General features: G+C 41.2%; 12 protein-coding genes. All 12 read left to right on the top strand.

What is annotated here, in order from left to right:
• The 12 genes from OQX62_RS04750 to OQX62_RS04805 all read left to right on the top strand — a co-directional run bounded on the left by OQX62_RS04750 (position 1) and on the right by OQX62_RS04805 (position 20,027).
• On the top strand, positions 1–1,365 hold the full coding sequence (locus tag OQX62_RS04750) for a RagB/SusD family nutrient uptake outer membrane protein (protein WP_265830264.1): 1,365 nt from the start codon (positions 1–3) through the stop codon (positions 1,363–1,365).
• Between the two features lie 32 nt (positions 1,366–1,397).
• The gene (locus OQX62_RS04755) at positions 1,398–2,327 is read left to right on the top strand and encodes an ABC transporter ATP-binding protein (RefSeq protein WP_265830265.1); all 930 of its coding nucleotides are present in this window, start codon (positions 1,398–1,400) and stop codon (positions 2,325–2,327) included.
• Positions 2,328–2,355: 28 nt separating this feature from the next.
• Complete coding sequence (locus tag OQX62_RS04760) at positions 2,356–4,644, top strand: Gldg family protein (RefSeq protein ID WP_265830266.1); 2,289 nt, start codon at positions 2,356–2,358, stop codon at positions 4,642–4,644.
• A 64-nt stretch (positions 4,645–4,708) separates the two neighbouring features.
• Positions 4,709–6,043, top strand: coding sequence for a MutS-related protein (locus OQX62_RS04765; RefSeq protein ID WP_265830267.1), 1,335 nt, complete (start codon positions 4,709–4,711; stop codon positions 6,041–6,043).
• Positions 6,044–6,045: 2 nt separating this feature from the next.
• The gene (locus OQX62_RS04770; protein ID WP_265830268.1) at positions 6,046–7,371 is read left to right on the top strand and encodes a MutS-related protein; all 1,326 of its coding nucleotides are present in this window, start codon (positions 6,046–6,048) and stop codon (positions 7,369–7,371) included.
• A gap of 31 nt (positions 7,372–7,402) precedes the next feature.
• The gene (locus OQX62_RS04775) at positions 7,403–9,937 is read left to right on the top strand and encodes a zinc-dependent metalloprotease (protein WP_265830269.1); all 2,535 of its coding nucleotides are present in this window, start codon (positions 7,403–7,405) and stop codon (positions 9,935–9,937) included.
• Positions 9,938–10,129: 192 nt separating this feature from the next.
• A complete protein-coding gene (locus OQX62_RS04780) occupies positions 10,130–10,738 on the top strand; it encodes an RNA polymerase sigma factor (protein WP_265830270.1) in 609 nt (202 codons plus the stop codon).
• 124 nt (positions 10,739–10,862) lie between these two features.
• The gene (locus OQX62_RS04785; protein WP_265830271.1) at positions 10,863–12,005 is read left to right on the top strand and encodes a FecR family protein; all 1,143 of its coding nucleotides are present in this window, start codon (positions 10,863–10,865) and stop codon (positions 12,003–12,005) included.
• 158 nt (positions 12,006–12,163) lie between these two features.
• Positions 12,164–15,676 carry a SusC/RagA family TonB-linked outer membrane protein gene (locus OQX62_RS04790; protein ID WP_265830272.1) on the top strand — a complete coding sequence of 1,171 codons (3,513 nt, stop codon included), beginning with the start codon at positions 12,164–12,166 and terminating at the stop codon, positions 15,674–15,676.
• Between the two features lie 12 nt (positions 15,677–15,688).
• Positions 15,689–17,107, top strand: coding sequence for a RagB/SusD family nutrient uptake outer membrane protein (locus OQX62_RS04795; protein ID WP_265830273.1), 1,419 nt, complete (start codon positions 15,689–15,691; stop codon positions 17,105–17,107).
• 18 nt (positions 17,108–17,125) lie between these two features.
• Positions 17,126–19,579 (top strand): zinc-dependent metalloprotease, encoded by a 2,454-nt coding sequence (locus tag OQX62_RS04800; protein ID WP_265830274.1) that lies wholly within the window; start codon positions 17,126–17,128, stop codon positions 19,577–19,579.
• Between the two features lies 1 nt (position 19,580).
• Complete coding sequence (locus tag OQX62_RS04805; RefSeq protein WP_265830275.1) at positions 19,581–20,027, top strand: DUF3347 domain-containing protein; 447 nt, start codon at positions 19,581–19,583, stop codon at positions 20,025–20,027.
• Positions 20,028–20,108: the final 81 nt, after the last annotated feature.

Here is a 20,108-nt window from a genome sequence, read left to right on the forward strand (position 1 = left end):
ATGCAAAAATATATATATACAATTTTAATCTGCGGTGTTTTATTCTGCACTGGAGCCTGCCGGAAATATGTTGAAATTGCTCCGGTAAATACCAGGGTGCTCGAAAAAACTCCAGATTACCAGTCTTTGATGTACAATACTACAACGTTCGACAGAAGTTATTACGCGCCGGCATTTGCAGGGGATGACATCGGTACTGATGATATCCGCTGGCAAAATATCCAGAATGTAGTTCCCGGAAATTTGTATACCTGGTCGGCCAAAATTTATGGTGCAACAGAAGAAGATACAGATTGGAGAGCTCTTTATGAACAGCTTTATTTATGTAACACCATCGTAAGTGATGTAATGAAGAGCAAGGGAGGGACTGAAGCCCAAAAACAGGGCATTTTGTCTGCTGCGCTGGTACACAGAGCTTTCATCTATTTTACGCTGGTCAACCTTTATGGCAAACAATATGATGCAGCTACGGCCGCAACAGATCCTGGTGTACCCCTGGTACTGGAGCCCAGATTTTTTACTGATCTGACCAGAGCAAGTGTGCAAGAGGTTTATAGCCAGATTAAAGCAGATTTAAATCAGGCATTGCCCGGCTTACCTGATCTTCCGGATTTTAACAGTAACCCGTCCAAAGCAGCTGCTTATGGTATTATGGCTCGCGTTTGCTTGCATACTAGGGAATTTGCAGAAGCAGAACGGAATGCAGATTTAACGCTGGCATTGAAAAGTACACTGATTGACTTGAAAACTTATGCGGCCAGTCCCATTGGTTTCCCTACGAGAAACCTGAACCCTGAAGAAATTCTGTTGAAGAAACTTACGCAGGTGCCGTTGAGCTTTCCTATGAGCGCAGATGCTATCAGTATGTTCAGTACTACTGATCTGCGCTACCAGCTTTTTACTGTTGATGGAATCACCCTATTTAGTCCAACTTTCAATACCCGCGCTTTCACCAGAAATCTGGTGGGTAACGAAGGTTCTTTCACGGGACCGAATGTTCCTGAAATGATGCTGATCAAAGCAGAATGTGAAGCCCGGGCAGGTAATGCAGGTGTCGCTGTAGGTATTTTAAATGACCTCAGAACGAAGCGTTTCAGAACTGCAGATTACGTGGCCTTAACTGCTACAGATGCAACTGACGCTTTGCACAAGGTAATTGATGAACGCAAAAGAGAGTTTCTGGGCAGAGGTTTCAGGTGGTTTGATCAGAGAAGGTTAAGCAAAGATGCCGGATTTGTATCTACAGTGACCCGAAGTTACAGAGGTGTTACATATACGCTTGAGCCAGGCAGTAACAAATATGTTTTCCCTATCGGTGATAAATACATTTTGCTAAACCCTGAGATCATCCAGAATCCAAGGTAAACGATACATACAAATCTTATTAAATCAAAAACATGAACGAACCTATCGTAAGTGTCAGAGGTTTATCTCATCGTTACAGCGTGCAATGGGCTGTGAGAGATATTAACTTTGACCTGACTAAAAACGGTATCTATGGACTGCTCGGCGCTAATGGCGCCGGCAAGTCCACAATTATGAATATCATGTGTGGTGTGATCAAACAGACCGACGGAGAGATATTTATCAAAGGGATTAATATGGGCGAACACCCTGAAAAGGCGAAGCGTCATATCGGTTTCCTGCCTCAGCAACCGCCCCTGCAAAACGACCTGACGGTTACGGAGTTCCTGATCCATGCGGCCAATATCCGCCTGATGGATTCCTCCAAAGTAAAAGCTGCTGTGGCAGAGGTGATGGACAAATGTGGAATAGCACATTTCAGCAAACGCCTGATCCGCAATCTTTCTGGTGGTTATCAGCAGCGTGTAGGGATTGCGCAGACAATTATCCATAAACCGGATTTCGTTGTATTGGATGAGCCTACAAATGGCCTTGATCCCAACCAGATTCTCGAAGTAAGAGGCTTAATCAAAGAAATAGCGGAAGAACGGACGGTGGTACTTTCTACGCATATCCTGCAGGAAGTGCAGGCATTGTGCGACCATATCTGGATGATCAATGAAGGGAGCATGATTTTCTCGGGTACTATGGATGAATTTGACAACCATATCGTACCGAATACGCTGGTGGTTTCATTAGTAGCAGCACCCGGAGTGGAAGAACTGCTGGCCGTGCCGGGAGTGCTCGCGGTAGAACCTTTGGGTGGTATCAGGTACCAGATCCGATTCAATGATGCGCAGGATCTGATTGAAAGACTGGTAGAGACCAGTGTACAGAGGAACTGGCGACTAATTGAAATCGCGGTAGAAAAGAACTCCCTGGAGACTGTCTTTGCCGAATTAACCAAGAAAAAACTTAAGTAGCCTTTAGGGGTTCGATTTAACCAGAAAAATGAAGACAATATTTAATATAGCGAAGACTGAGCTCCAGGTCATGTTTTATTCTCCTGTAGCCTGGCTAATCCTGATCATCTTTACTTTCCAGACGGGAATGACTTTTTCGGATTCTTTTGAAGGGCTGATCAGGCTCGGCGTCATGAAGATTCCACTTAATAGTGCAACTATCAATACATATGCAGGCTGGGGTGGCATTTTCACCAAGGTGCAGGCATATTTATATCTTTATATCCCGCTGCTTACGATGAGTATCATGAGTCGTGAGTTAGGCAGTGGCTCCATCAAATTATTATATTCTTCGCCCATTACCAATGCGCAGATTATACTTGGTAAGTATTTATCATTGATGATTTTCGGGCTGGCATTAATGGGGGTACTGGCCGTTTTTGCTGTTTTTGGTATCATTACGATTGATCATGTGGATATACCTTTCCTGCTGACTGCAATGCTCGGACTTTATTTGCTGACTTGCGCGTATGCAGCAATCGGTTTGTTTATGTCTTCTTTAACATCTTACAATGTAGTCGCAGCACTGGGTACGGTAACGATTTTAGCATTGATGGGATATGTGAAAAATGTAGGTCAGGATATCGAATTTGTACGTGATATTACCTACTGGTTAGCCATCACGGGGCGTAGCGGTACATTCGTTGCCGGGATCATCAACAGTGAAAATCTCTTGTATTTCTTTGTTGTCATTGCACTCTTTCTTGGGTTTACTATTATCAAACTGCAGGCAGGAAGACAAAAAAGTAAATGGACAATTACGTTCAGCAAATATGCGATCGTATTTTCGGTAGCGATGTTATTAGGCTATTTCAGCTCAAAGCCTTACATGAAAATTTATTATGATGCGACGAGAACCAAAGAAAACACCCTGACAAAAAGTAGCCTGGAGGTGATGGATAAGCTGAAAGGCGGATTGTCTATCCACACTTACAGCAACATGCTGGATGCTTCTGCTTATACTGCTGTACCTTCAGCATATAAGGATGATGTGAGTCGTTTTGAAAAGTATATCAGGTTTAAACCAGATATCAAGATGGACTACACGTATTATTACCACAAGGCTGATAACCCTGTCCTGGAAAGGATGTATGCTAAGCTAAGTGATGTGCAACGAATTGATACCTTGAAAAAGCTGAATAAATGGAATTTCGATATTGTTCCTTATACAGAGATCAGCAGCAAAGTAAATCTTGAACCAGAGAATTATCGATTTGTGCGTGTGCTGGAACTTGATAATGGTCGTAAAACATTCCTTCGCTACTTTGATGATCAGCAGCGTTTGCCTTCTGAAGCAGAAATTACTGCAGCGATCAAACGTATGGTGATGAAACTGCCGGTAGTGGGTTTTGTAAAAGGACATGGTGAGCGCGCCAGTTCGGGAGAACAGGATCGTGGCTACAATATGGTGGCAAGTGAAAAAACATTCCGTTATGCATTGATCAATCAGGGTTTTGATTTCACTGATTTAACGCTGGACAAACAGGTGCCTGATTCAATCCGAATTATGGTCATTGCCGAGCCTAAACAGGTTTTAACGGCTGCAGAACAGAAAAATCTTGACCAGTATATCGCTCGGGGGGGTAATATGGTGATTGCAGGGGAACCGGGCAGACAGGCCGAGATGAATGCAATTACGGGACAATTGGGTGTACATTTTCTTCCGGGAAGACTGGTAAAACCGGGTACTTTACAGTCGGACTTAATGGTGATGAAAGCCGGCCAGGCAGCGGCTGATTTCTCTTTTTATCTGCAAATGATGAAGAAAATGGAGATGGTGCTGACTATGCCGGCAACGGCTCCAATGGCCTATACCAAAGACAAGGGATTCGAGGTGAAAACTGTTTTTTACACCGATTCTATTGGTAGCTGGAACGAAGTGGAGACGACCAATTTTGTGGATGACAGCGTAAAATTAAATCCTGCTGCAGGAGAAGTGGAGAAGTCATACCCAACAGTTTTAGCGCTTTCACGTAAGGTGAAAGGTAAAGAGCAGAAAATTATTGTTACAGGTGATGCCGACTGGATGAGTAATGCTGAACTGGGCATGAATCGTAATGGGGTACAGGCCTCTAATTTCTCCCTGGTTGCTGGTACGTTTTTCTGGCTTTCTGATGGAGAGGTGCCAATTGATATGCGCCGTGATCCTGCGCCAGATACATCAATCAGTATTGGTGAAAAAGGCTGGGTTTTCTTCGGGATCTTCTTCAAATGGGGAATGCCTGCATTGCTGATTGCAATTAGTCTGATTATCTGGATCCGCAGAAGAGGAAGGTAAAATCTAAGATCAGCATTAACAAATAGAATGATTTAGAAGCGCAAAATAAACAGAAGAATAACATATGAGTTTCTCCGTTGACAAACAAACATTAGACGATCTCAATATTTTTACGAAGAAAGGTCGGGATTCTGTTTTTGGTCTTTTTAACCGCACCCGCACCCGTGGTGGTGCAGAAATTCTGGAGCAGATGTTCCGGTATCCTTTGTCGGATGCCGGATCAATCAACCAGCGCAGTCAGCTGATCCATTTTTTTCAATCGGGCAAAGCTTTATTTCCCTTCAAAGAGGAATGGTTCGATCTGATTGAGCAGTATCTGAGTAATGCTGATGAACGGAGTAAGCTTTCCCATGATGAAAATAAGCTCGGCAGAACATTCAATAACCTGATCGGTGCAGATACAGAATACAGGCAAATTGCTAAAGCGCTTGCCGCGATATTCGATTTTATAAATGCTTTTCATCAGTTCCTTGATCAAATGAAAAGTAACAAGAATGCAATGCCTTATCACGAGGAATTAGTTGCGATTAAAAGTATTCTTGACGATCAGGAAATCCAGAAACTAACAAGAGCGGGAGCAACAGAGAAGCAGACCTATGAAAAAACGGCCGAATATGATCAGGTGCTGCGTTTCAAAAAGAAAGATCTGCTGCTGAAGATGCTCTCTCATGCCTATCAGCTGGATGTATATATCGCTGTAGCTACTGTAGCTGCAAAAGAGAATTTTGTTTTTGCCAAGGCTTTGCCGGCGGATTTGCTGGATATGACATTGGAAGGGGTGTACCATCCGCTGCTGGAGAATGCTGTTGGAAATAACCTTCAGGTTACACCGCGTAGTAATGTGATCTTCCTGACGGGTGCAAACATGGCGGGGAAGTCGACCTTTATGAAATCAATGGGTATCGTTGTATTTCTTGCGCACATGGGTTTCCCGGTACCTGCTACAAAAATGGAGTTTTCCGTAATGGATGGTTTGTATAGTACCATCAATCTGCCAGATAATCTGAGTATGGGCTACAGTCACTTTTATGCAGAAGTGTTAAGGGTAAAAAAGGTGGCCGAGCAGCTTTCGCTGTCAAAAAAGATATTTGTCATTTTTGATGAACTGTTCAGGGGTACAAATGTGAAGGATGCATATGAAGCTACTGTGGCACTAACGGCAGCTTTCGCTCGTAAAAAGAACTGCATTTTTGTGATATCTACACATATTATTGAAGCTGGGGAAGAATTAAAAGAGCGCTGTGATAACATCCATTTCACTTATCTGCCCACTTTAATGGAAGGTGCAAAGCCTGTATATACTTACCGTCTGGCGGAAGGTATTACGTCCGACCGTCACGGGATGATCATCATCAATAACGAAGGGATCATAGATATCTTGAAAATAAATAACAAATAGCCATGTCATTCGTAACCGACAAACAAACACTGGATGATTTAAATATCCTGGGTAAATACAAGAGTAATTCTGTATTGAATCTGTTTAATCATACCAAAACAGCAGGGGGCGAGCGCTTGTTAGAAGCTATGTTTCAGCACCCGCTAACTTCTGTTGAAGAGATTAACGGGAGAAGTAGCATCTTAAAGTATTTTGAAAGAAAGGCTCTTATTTTTCCATTTGAGCAGGATGCACTGATTGCTGCCGGGAATTATCTAAGTGGTCCCGGCGCGGCAAATTTTCTGGTAGCCACAGGCCAGGCAGCACGTAGAAAAACATTGTACCTGCTGGGCCTGAAAGTGGAACAGGATCTGATTGCTGCCGGACTGCGTGAAACAATAAAAATGCTATCTGCCATTAAAAGGTTCGTAGCTGATTTATTAAGACAAGATGCTGATAGCCCATTTGCTGTTGCACTAAAAAAAGCAGATCAGTTATTCAAAAGTGAAAGACTAAGTTGGATCGAAACTGTAAGTATAGCTGCTGAATTATCATTTTTTGAGACAGTAAAGTATGACTATCAATTGCGTTCTGTATTAAGAGCAGAGATGGAGGGAATTATGGAGCTGGTGTATCAGGTGGACGTATATATTGCAGTTTCAGGCGTAGCAAAAGCAAAAGGCTTTATTTATGCAGAAGCCTTGCCAGCAGATCAGCATAAGATTTATCTGGAGGAAGGATTTCATCCCTGTCTGGATAAAGCAGTGCCCAATACTTTGTCGCTCAATTCAGAGATGAACATGATCTTTTTAACCGGTGCAAATATGGCCGGGAAATCAACCTATATGAAAGCTTTCGGAATCAGCATGTATCTGGCACATATGGGATTTCCGGTACCAGCTAAATCTATGTTGTTTTCGGTAAAGGATGGGATCTACACTTCCATCAATGTACCGGATGATCTGAATATGGGTTACAGTCACTTTTACGCAGAAGTACTGCGGGTAAAGAAGATTGCGCAGGAAGTAAGCAGCCCTAAAAATCTGGTGGTCATATTTGATGAACTCTTTAAAGGAACAAATGTAAAAGATGCCTACGATGCTACTTTAGCTGTTTCTGAGGTTTTTGCGAAGCATCGCAACTGCTTTTATATCATCTCCACCCATATCGTGGAAGTCGGCGAAGCGCTCGGACAGCGCACCAATAACCTTCGCTTTATTTATATGCCTACAGAAATGCAAGGCAAAATACCGCATTACCCATACCGTGCAAAAGAAGGCATCAGTAGCGACAGGCACGGCATGATGATCATTGAAAATGAAAGAATCCTTGAAATTATAGGGAATTAAAAAGACACATTTAAAACCAAGATAAATACAAATGCTTACACACAAATCACTATTCATGTATAGTGCACTGAGCCTCACCACATTCGTTACTGGTTGTGCGCTGTTCCATAAAAAACCTGTGCCTGTTGCTAAAATAACACCGGCAGACAAGGCGAAGAAAACGGCAGACAGTTTAAAAAAAGCAACCTCGCTAAAGCCCTACGCGGAAATTATTACTAAGGGAACTAAAAGTCAGACTGGCTTTTTTACTGTTCACCAGAAGGATGCCAGGTATTTCTTTGAGATCCCGAATGCTATTCTAGGCAGAGATATCCTGATTGTTAACCGAATCTCTAAAGCGGCTTCCGATATGCGTAATGGCTCCGGCGGATACGCGGGTGATCAGATCGGTGAAACGGTATACCGTTTTGAAAAAGGCCCGGATAACAAACTTTTTTTAAGAAGGATTTCTTTTTCTGAGTATACCAATGATAGCACTAAAACGATGTTCGCAAGTCTGCAGAAGAATAATATCAGTGCCATTGCTGCTGCATTTCCTGTCTTGACGATGCCCAAGGACTCGTCGGCTTTTGTTGTAGACGCAACTGAGTTTTTAAACAGCGACAATGATATCCTTTACTTCCAGAAGAAAGCATTCAAGGATAAAGCGGGTATGGCCGGTCAGATCAACGATAGAAGTTATATCGATTATGTGCATACTTATCCAAAAAACATAGAGATTGGTGCCGTTAAAACTTATAGCGCAGGTCTTAATCCGACAGGATCAAGTTATACCGTTGGGCTGAACTCTTCTATGGTATTGCTGGATGAAAAACCGATGCGTCCTAGACTGGCGGATGAAAGGGTAGGTTATTTTTCTACCTCATTCAAAGATTTTGATGCAGATCCACAAGGTGTACAAACCACTACCTATGCTAAACGCTGGAAGCTGGAGCCTAAACCCGAAGATGCAGAGAAATACAAAAACGGTGAGCTGGTGGAACCTGCTAAACAAATTGTGTTTTACATTGACCCGGTAACGCCGAAACAATGGGTGCCTTATTTAATAGCTGGTGTGAACGACTGGCAAAAGGCTTTTGAAGAAGCAGGTTTTAAGAATGCCATTATCGCTAAGGAAGCACCAACTAAAGCACAGGACAGTACCTGGAGCATCGATGATGCGAGTCACTCTGCCATCATTTACAGACCATCTTCTATTGCGAATGCAATGGGACCGAATGTGGCAGATCCACGAAGTGGGGAGATTATTGAGAGTCATATTTTCTGGTACCACAATGTGATGTCTTTATTGCAGAAATGGTATATGATGCAGGCGGCTGCGGTAGATCCGAGAGCCAGAAAAGCAGAATTTGATACTGAACTGATGGGTAACCTGATTCGTTTCGTATCTTCCCATGAAGTAGGGCATACTTTAGGTTTACTGCACAATTTTGGATCGAGCTCAACTGTGCCGGTAGAAAAATTAAGAGATAAGGCCTGGGTAGAGGCACATGGACATACGCCATCAATTATGGATTATGCAAGGTTCAATTATGTGGCGCAGCCGGAAGATCATGTGGGCGACAAAGGAATGTTCCCAAGAATTGGTGATTACGATAAATGGGCCGTTAAATGGGCATATACCTGGCATCCTGAATTTGCAACTGCCGAAGAAGAGCATAAAGCACTGGTAAAAGTAGTAACTGATTCATTGAAGCGTAACCACCGTTTATGGTTTGGTAATGAAGCTGAACCTTATGATCCAAGGGCACAGAATGAAGATCTGGGCGATAACTCCATGACTGCAAGTGCTTATGGAATCAAAAACCTGAAACGGATTTTGCCACAGCTTGAAAAATGGGTGAGTGTTCCCGGTGAAGATCAGGCGAAATTGTTCAAGGCTTATGAAGGTGTTTGGGATCAGTATACCTTATATCTTGGTCATGTAACTAAAAACATTGCTGGTTCTTACCATACGGTGCGGGTAAATGGAGAAGCCGGATTAACTTCGGAAACTACTCCCTACGCAAAACAGAAAAGTGCAGTGCAGTTCCTGAATGATTATTTATTCACCACACCACTATGGCTGAATAATGCCAGCATCACCAATAAGTTGAATGTGAATTTCGGATTTGAATTAAACAGCCTTCAGCAGACTAGTATTGATGCTGTGATTACCAGAAACCGCCTCAGCAGAATGTTAACAGATGAGCAGGAGGGTAAAGGAAAGAAATATACGATTACTGAATTGTTCGGTGATCTGGATAAAGGCATCTTTAAGGAAGAAATGACAGGTAAGAATGTAGATTTTTACCGCAGGAATATGCAGAAATTATATGTGTACAGATTGCTGGTACAAGGCTTCTATAACATGGATATGTCGCAGATCAATGCAAACAATACTTTCCGTTTTACGGTAACCGATATCAATGCGCTCATCAGAAACGAATTGAGAACACAGCAGCAGCTGTTTAAAAAAGCGTTACAAAATGCTGGATTGAACAAAGTGACCAAACTGCATTTGCAGGAAATGATCACAATGATTGACAATAAATTCACCGCCGAAAAAAACGGTATGAATAAATAATACGCCGTTCTGGCAGAAAATCTTAATTGGAGGTTATATGTTGTAACCTCCAATTAGTAATGACCTTCAAAATCTTCCCTGATCTGGTCAGGGAAGGTTATTTCCTTTTAATCATTTAATGTTACGTTGTTGCTGCTCCGACTCCATTTGAGGCGTATTCCAATAATAATAATTATTATTGTGCTATCAACTATGATGGATCCGATTGAATTAGAGCTTTATACTGACGCGGTGCTGCTGGATATGATTCGGGAGGACAACCGTCATGCTTTCAATACGCTCTATAAAAGACATTGGTCCAGCCTGCTTGATGTTGCTTTCAAGAGATTGAAAGATGAAGATATTTCTGAAGAGCTGGTGCAGGAAGTTTTCCTTAATGTTTACCTTAAAAGGCATACACTGCGTATTACTACAACTGTGGCGGGTTATCTGCATAGCGTATTAAAGTATAAGGTGCTGGATGAGGTTCGTGCGAGATTAGTCAGAAATAATTACAAGGAAGAATGGTTGAACCGCCCTCCGGTACTGGCTGAAGATGCCCACACGCTGTTGGAAAATAAGGAACTCTCTGAATTAATTGTAAAGCTATCCGAACAGCTGGCTCCAAAATGCCGGGAAGTATTTTTACTAAAACACCAGCAGCAATTAACAAATAAAATGATTGCTGAACGGTTACAGATTGCTGAAAAAACTGTAGAAGGGCACATAAGTTTGGCAAGAAAGACATTAAAATCACTTTTAAAAGATTATCGTGCCGATTTCCTGACTGTTTTAGTATGTATGGAGCTCTTCAGGCATTAAATTCTTTCCTATTTTAACCATTATAAACTTTTTTCATTTTTTTTAGGAATAAACCAAGGGTTTTTTCTTTTATAAACGATATGATCTGTATAGCGGTTGTTATTTATGCTATCTACTTATATCTATGATCAGTCAGGAACGTTTAAAATATCTAATTGAAGTTTGTAATTCACAACAGGCATCACCAGTAGAATTGGAGGAGCTGGATCATTGGTATGCTAGTTTTGAACAGGACCAGGATCTGACCAGTAGGTTAAATGCGGATGAGAAAACAGCATTGGAGCAAAAGTTATTGGGTAAAATCAATTCCAGACTGGATGTGCCTGTTTACCAGTTAAAATGGAGATATTTTGCATTAGCCGCTGCGGTCCTGATTATAATCAGTGCTGGAATTGAATTTTACAGGTCTTACACGAGCAATAATGAGGCACCTGTTAATGCGAAGCATAAAAATGATATAGCACCGGGTAAAAATAAGGCAATGCTGACTTTAGCTGATGGTTCTGTGATCGACCTGAACGAACAGGCTAACGGTATACTGGCCAGTCAGCAGCAGACAAAAATTGTTAAAACAGCAGACGGCACTTTAAAATATGAAGGCGGTTCATCGGCAAACAATGAAAATGCGGGTGGCGGCCTGAATACAATTACTATCCCGAGAGGTGGCCAGTATCAGATTATCTTGCCGGATGGAAGTAAGGTTTGGTTAAACTCCTCATCTTCTCTTAAATATCCAGCTGTGTTTTTAGGAAATAAAAGAGAGGTTGAGCTTTCCGGTGAAGCTTACTTTGAAATTGCTCATGATAAAGCAAAACCTTTTATAGTCCGTTCTGCCGGCCAGTTCGTAAAAGTATTAGGTACGCATTTCAATATCAATAGTTATCCCGATAAGTCACCTGCCAAAACCACGTTATTGGAAGGTAGTATTGCGCTAAGTGAAAATGCCGCCGGCCCGGCAAGGAAAATGACTCCGGGTCAGCAAGCTGTATTAACCCCTTCGGGTTTTCAGATTGCAGCTGTAGATACAGAAGAAAGTATAGCCTGGAAAAATGGTTATTTCCTGTTTAAAAATACAGATTTGAAAACGCTGCTTGCCCAATTGGAGCGCTGGTATGATGTAGATATTATTTACGACGCCCATGCTGAAAAACGGTTCTATGGTAAGATCAGTCGTGATGTCAAATTATCAAGCGTATTGAACATGCTGGAAGTGACCAGTAATATCAAATTTAGAATTGAAGGAAGGAGCGTAATTTTGAAAAATTGATACCTTCCTTTTACATCTTCCTACTCAACTAACCCGTAAATAAACTAAACACACCACATCATTTGAAAAATTTCTATCAAAGTAGAAGTTCCTGGAGAACTACAACCCAAATTTTTAGCCTTAAAAAACTGGTTTCATTTTTTGCGATCCTGTTTTTAATGCAATTAGCCAGTAATGCACAGGCGCAAGGCATCACGCTTAATTTTAAAGCAGCTCCGCTGGAGGAGGTAATCAACTCCATATCCAAGCAGACCAGATACAACTTTTTTTATGATGCTGATTTTCTGAAAAAAGCAAATCCGGTAACCATTAATGTAAAAAGTTCAAATATCGGCAGGGTACTTAGCCTTGTATTTGCTGATCAGCCTTTTACCTATCAGGTGAATGATAAATCTATTTTGCTGAAAAACAAGACCAATACTGAAGCGGTAGAAAATACCACAGTAGATAAAATTGTGCATGGAATGGTCAAGGATACCACAGGTATGCCTATTCCCGGTGCATTGATCACGCTGAAAGGTACTAATGTAATGACGCAAACAGATGGTTCAGGCCACTTTTACCTGCGTTCTAATACTAATAGCCCAACGATTATTGTTAAGTATATGGGATTTGTCTCTCAGGAATTAAATCCAAGAGGTGAGGCGGCCATCAATGTTGTTTTAACTACTAATGCCGTATCATTAGATGATGTTGTGGTTACTGGTTATCAGACCACCACTAAAGGAAATTCAGCGGGGTCTATACAGACGATTGAAAATGGGAAACTGAATAAATTTATAAATACGGATCTTACTGCGGCTTTGGAAGGAAAAGTTGCTGGATTAAGCATGTACAAGGGTGATCCTGTATTACGTGGAACAAGCACCTTTCAAACAATTACTGTGGGAAATATGCCTCTGGTCGTTATCGACGGATTGCCGACTGAAACAGCTTTGAACGACATCAATCCATATGATGTTGAATCTGTAACGGTTTTAAAAGATGCTGCTGCAGCATCTATTTACGGTGCGCGTGCAGCTAACGGAGTAATTATCGTTACCACTAAAAAAGGAGTAAAAGGAAAAACTCAGGTAACTTTCAATACAGATTTTTTTATTACAGAAAAGCCTGATCTGGATGACATGCATTATGCTTCTTCCAGTCAGCTCGTAGATTACGAATCAGCCCGTTATCAGGCAGAACTGCTAAATAAAGGAAATGTAGCTAATCTTTTCGCCGACTATGGTGGAATTGGTACTGGTACTGTGAAATATTATTCCCCGGTTTATGCTTTCTACAGGCAGCAGGCAGAGGGGAAAATAAACGCAAATCAGTTAGCAAGTAGTCTTAATGGATTAGGTAATAATGATTATTATTCTCAATTTGTAGATCAGGCATGGCAAAATGAGAGTCGCCAGCGTTATAACCTGTCATTGAGTTCTGCTTCGGACAAAAGCAATACTTATTTCTCCTTTAACTACGATAAAACAAATGAGCGTGTACGCAATAACAATGGCGAACGCTTTAACATGTACTTTAAATCGATCTACCAGTTGTCTGATCGTCTAACGGCCACAGTTGGTTTAAATGGCAGGTACAACAGATCGATCTCGACAAATAGTGTCTATGATAACTATACACTTCAACAGCGCTATGCTGCCATTAGCGATGCCGATGGTAATCGTGTTTTAACAGACTACGTGGGGAATATTCAGGGGTTCACATCATTAAATTCTTCTGTAGCTGATGCGCTGGCCGGGAATACAAATTTTAAATCATTTAAATTTAATGTACTTGATGAACTCGATCGGGATTTAACTAAAACTAATGCATTGAACGTTCGTGCATTTGCCAATTTGGACTATAAAATTATTGGTGGTTTGAAATATAGCATCCAGGGACAATATGAGATAAATAAAGCTGATGTAACCAGCTATTCGGAAGCTGATTCTTACGCAATGAGAAATTTGTACAATACTTTCACATCCTATGCTGCAGACACAAAGGTATACAGGCATTATATACCAGATGGCGACAGGCAGTTTCAGTCGAGCCAGCAGAAATACAGTTATACATTTAGAAATCAGCTGGATTACTCTAAATCTTTCGGAATAGGTAATACAAAACATGATTTCAGTGCCCTGGCAGGTTTTGAAATGCGTCAGACCTTCACTCCGGTAGCTGTTCAGGATACAAGATATGGTTACAATCCAATCACATTAAGTTCACAGCTGCTGGATTTAGACATGCTGAAGAGGACTGGGATTACGAGTTATCCATTTAATAATGTAACCACTTTGAGTTCGTCTGACGGGCAGCTCGAAACCAAGCACAGGTATGTTTCTATGTATGGGAATATGAGTTATACGGTCAATGACCGTTATAATCTGACTGGTAGTATCCGTGTTGATCAGGCGGACCTGTTTGGATCAGAAATCAGATCACAATTCAGGCCTATATGGTCTGTGGGCGGAGGATGGAATGCGAGTAATGAAGACTTTTTGTCAGATCTATACTGGTTAAATTACCTTAAAGTGCGAGCTACTTATGGAATCGGTGGAAATATTGATCAGTCAACGAGCTCAGAGTTCACCGCCAGAGTAGCAAATGACAGGCTGTATCCTAATTTGACTTATTTGAATCTGGGTACATTGCCAAACCCGAAATTGAGATGGGAAAAAACTGCTACAGCCAACTTTGGAATTGATTATGCTATTTTTAATAACCGTATTCGTGGTAGTATTGATATGTATCGTAAACTAAGTACAGATTTGCTGATCACTATGGATCTTGAGCCAACGCTGGGAGCGAGTACACAAACCATCAACAATGGTTCATTAACAAACAAAGGTATAGAATTTACTATTGGATCAGACTGGTTTAAACATGGTGACTGGACGCTGAGCTCTAATTTTGTTTTCGCTTATAACCGTACTAAAGTGCTTGACGTGGCGCGTGCCTCAACGACAGGGTCAAATTATGTAAATGCGCCGACTAATTACTTTTTTACAAACGAGAATTTTAATTCACTTTATGTTTATAAATACGCAGGAATGACCAATGGTTATCCTGTGTTTTTAGATGAGAACGGAAATCCTAATGTTACCTTTGATGCAAACGGGGTGCCCACAACAATCAAAGCAATAAACAGTCCGCTGGCCTTTCAGAATGCCGGCTCACTAACGCCAACATATAACGGCTCTTTTCAGCAAAGTATTCGTTACAAAAGTTTTGAATTGGGAGCCATGTTTATATTTTACGGGGGTAATAAGTTAAGAAAAGATGTTCTCGATTTTTCTACTAATTACCCAACTGACGTAGATTTGGCTAACAGGTGGACACCGGCTAATACTGAAAGCAATATACCACGCGCAATATTTGATTATCCTCTTGCGCTTCAGTCAAATGGAGTATCTACGCTTTATGCGCTTTACAGATCTGCCGATATCAATGTTGCAAATGCCTCTTTTGTACGTCTGCGTAATATATCTTTTTCCTATTCTGTGCCTAAAACCTTTTTAAAGAAAATTAACCTGCAGCAGGTGAAACTCACAGCACAAGCCAATAATCCATTTTTATGGGCTGCTGCCGGTGACGACATTGATCCGGAAACTTATAGTTTAAATAGTGGAACGAGGAGTTTAAGTACACCCCGCTCACTTTTATTCGGTTTAGCGGTTACTTTTTAAAATCATACAAACATGAAATCAAGAATCATATATATATTGTTATTGTTGCCGGTGATACTCAATGTATCCTGCAAGAAATATTTGGACCTCGAACCCAAAGGTAAAGTCACTATTCAAAAGGCAGAAGAGTTCTATAAGTTGATTGAATTGCCAAGTCGTAGTTATCCAACTAATACCTTCCAGTATTTGGTTGACGACCAGTACATGAAAGAATCAAATGTGATTGGTGTTCCTACCAATATTAATACTATCAATTTTAAGTTCGATGAGAAAATTAACAGACCTCAGTTCCTAACAGCATCAAGTTTGTACAATCAGGCTTATGTATATATTAACCGCTGGAATATCATCATCAGTTTAGTTGATGACAGTGAGGGAGATCAACAGCTAAAAACGCTGGCTAAGGCAGAAGCCAGGCTTAACCGTGCCTTTGAGCATTTTTTACTAGTGAATACCTATGCTAAACATTATGATGCGGCTACAGCAGCCACTGATGGTGGTATCTGTATCATGGATAAATATGATCTCGAGGCGAAACCGAAGAAATCTAGCGTAGCAGAAGTGTATGCTTTTGTGGAGAAAGATCTGGATGAGGCGATTCCATTTTTGCAGGCAAATCCTGCAAATCCATACCATCCTTCGCTGGCCTATGCTTATGCGTTAAGAGCTAAGGTTCATTTATTCAAGAAAGAATTTGAAAAAGCAGCAGCAGCAGCGAAGCAGTCCCTGGCTTTAAATAGTAAAATCTACGATTTAGTTGCTTATAGCAAGTTAGCTGTTAAACCACTTGTTACTGCAGATCTAAACCCGGAAGTGTTAAACCTGCTCTTTATGACAGGGTATAACGAACTGAGTTTTGGTTATAATTTTGTGATCAGTCCGGAATTGCGTACACTATTTGGTACTACTGATGCACGCTTTAACCTGTTTTTTGATACCACGAATGCCTCATGGATTGATGTTGCAGCAGGATCAGCATGGTGGACTCCAAAATACAATACTTTCTTTTATCCCACTGTAGGTATGAAAACTACGGAAGTGATACTGATGTTGGCTGAATGTGAAGCCAGAGCAGGTAATCGTGAAGAAGCGGTCAGACTACTGAATGAAATCCGCGTGAAGAAAGTACTAACTGGTGCTACGTTGGCTGTGCCGGCTACTGTCAAAGAAACGATGAATATGGTGATCGCCGAGCGTCGCCGTGAGTTGTTATTTGGTTTTAACCGTTTCTGGGATCTGCGCAGGTTAAATACGGAACCTGATTATTCTAAAACCATTGTAAGGGTATTTCCTCTAGTTAACAAAACAGTTCCACAGGAAACATATACTTTAAAGCCAAACTCGTTTTTATATATTATCCCTTTCGCACAGGATGTATTGAAGGCCAATCCATCGTTAACGCTCAATACAGACGAAACCAGACCTTTTTAATTTTTTCAACACACACAAATGAGGAGAACAATTCCGATTATCTTTTTACTGTTTTTTGCTCTGCGGTTACAGGCGCAAAAAACAGTTTCTATTCCCGTTAAAACGCTTGACAGTGTACAGAAAAGCATTAAGCCAGCAAAAATTGGTTCCTATGATAAAATCATCCCTTCGGGTGCTTTATCCAAACCAGGTATGTTTACTGTGCATTACACCGATAACAAATGGTATTTTGAGATTCCAGATTCTTTATTAAACAGGCATATCCTGGCGGTTACAAGATATGTAGGTACACCTATGGGCCTTGGTTCATACGGTGGTGAAAAAGCGAATGAACAAACTTTATATTTTGAAAAAGGGCAGGGAAATAAATTGCTTTTAAGAGCAGGACTCGAAAATCAAATGGCATTGGATACCAATCAGGCGATCTATAGTGCAGTCAAAAATTCCGCTATAAATCCGATCATTGCTATTTTTGATATTAAGGCGGTTAATCCGGCTACCTCGGCCATGGTGATTGATGTGACAGATTTCTTTAGAAAAGATAACGCGGTAGTTGCGATGAGTGCGGCAATGAAAACAGAAAACAAATTGGGTGGTTTTGCAGATGACCGTTCCTTTCTAAACAGCATCAATGCTTATCCGATTAATATAGAGGTAAAAACAACTAAAACTTATTCTGCTACAATGGGTAGCGTAGCGGCATCCGCTACAGGTTCCGCCACGCTTGAAATGAATACTTCGCTGGTTTTATTGCCTAAAGTACCGATGCGTAAACGTTTATTAGATGAGCGTGTGGGTTACTTCGGAAATTCCTATCTGTTTTTTGCAGATGATTCTCAGCAGGTACAAAAGTTAGCGCTGATACAACGTTACCGTTTAGAGCCTAAAGATGAAGATATCGAAAAATACAAGGCAGGTCAGCTGGTAGAACCTAAAAAACAGATCGTGTATTATATAGATCCTGCTACCCCTGCAAAATGGAGACCTTATCTGATTGCTGGTGTGAACGACTGGCAAAAGGCTTTTGAACAGGCTGGATTCAAAAATGCAATCATCGCCAAAGAATGGCCGGTTAATGATACGACGATGAGCCTGGAAGATGCACGTTTCTCCGTGATCCGTTATTTTGCCTCTGATAAGGCCAATGCATACGGCCCAAGAATCAGTGATCCGCGTAGTGGTGAGATTATCGAAAGTCATGTAGGCTGGTACCATAATGTAATGAAACTGGTGCACAACTGGTATATGTTACAGGCAGGTGCATTAGATCCAAGGGCAAGGAAACCTGTATTTGATGATGAACTAATGGGTGATCTGATTCGTTTTGTGTCTTCACACGAAATAGGGCATACGATCGGCTTGCGTCATAACATGGGGGCAAGCAGCCATACTCCGGTAGAACTGTTGCGTAATAAAAAATGGGTGGAAGCCAACGGTCATACGGTATCCATCATGGATTATGCACGTTTCAACTATGTGGCGCAACCTGAAGACAATATTGGTAAAGCGGGTATTTATCCAAGGATTGGTATGTATGATAAATGGGCGATAGAATGGGGATATAAGAATATTTTTGATACTAAAGATGAATTTGCAGACCGCAAGATTCTAAGCAAAATGATTGTTGACAGCCTGGCGGCAAATCCTAAATTATGGTTTGGCGGCGAAGGTAAAAACGGTGATCCCCGTAGTCAGGCAGAAGACCTCGGCGATGATGCCATAAAAGCCAGCGATTACGGATTGATGAACCTGAAAAGGGTAGTGCCTCAGTTAGTCAACTGGACAGCAGAAGAAGGGGATATGTATGATAACCTGAAAAGTCTCCATAAAGGTGCAGTAACGGAATACAGCCGGTTCCTTTATCATGTGATGACAAATGTTACCGGACAATATACTACCCTTAAAAGTTCTGAAGAAAATGGACCTGTATATACAGCTGTAAAAAAAGAACGGGTAAAAGCAGCAATGGATTTTTTTGGTCGCCAGTTATTTGACGCACCTATGTGGTTATATCCGAAAGAAATTACCAATAAGATCAGTGGTGTTGATATCATCAAGGATATTACCGCACAACAGAATCAATTTGTACTGATGTTGCTGAGTCCGGGACTTCTGTACAACATGTTGCAGATCGATATGAAGGAACAATACAACTACCCTGTAGCAGAATTCCTTCAGGATGTACAGAAAGCCGTATGGAAAGATTTTACAAATGACCAGATGGGCAACATGTTCAGAAGGAATGTAGAACGCATGTACGTTGAACGCTTAAGCGCATTGATTCAGACAAAAGCCAATGCAGAAGGGAAAATGTTATCAGAGGCAGACCGCAGTGATGTACACCTGATAGCCCGTCTGCATGCAGCAGAGATACGCAAGCAAATACGTGCCATCCATGCAAAAGATGATATCGATAAGCTGCATTTGAAAGAAATGGCAAAACAAATTGATCAGTTATTAAAAAATAAATAATATGAAATACATCCTATTCAACTTAGTCTTGCTGTGTTCCTTTTCTGCTGCAGTGGCGCAGAAAAAAGTACCAGCCAAACAACAGGCAATTAACTATTACCTGAACATGAAAAACAGCCTGATCGTTTCCGATAAGGAAAGTGTGGCAAAAGGAGCAGATTCTTTGCTGAAGGCAGCTAATAAAATTGATGGTACAGACAGCATACGCTTATATGCGGGAAAAATAGCGGCAACAACTGACATCAACAAACAGCGCGCTGGTTTTATCCTGTTATCTAAACTGATGTGGACTATGGCAGAGCAAATGCCTGTACAGAAAAAAAATACGGTTTACTTACAGGTTTGCCCTATGACGGGCGCAAGCTGGCTAAGTAAAGAAAAGGAAATAAGGAACCCTTATTATCCGAAAAATATGCTGACCTGCGGTGAAGTGAAAGGTCAGATTTAAGTTAAAAATTAGGTTAGATAGTAGATTGGCCGGTGGATGCCGGCCTTTTACTTTTTTATCCTGAATGATAGTTATGTATAT

This window comes from Pedobacter sp. MR2016-24, from assembly GCF_026239655.1.
GTDB lineage: Bacteria > Bacteroidota > Bacteroidia > Sphingobacteriales > Sphingobacteriaceae > Pedobacter.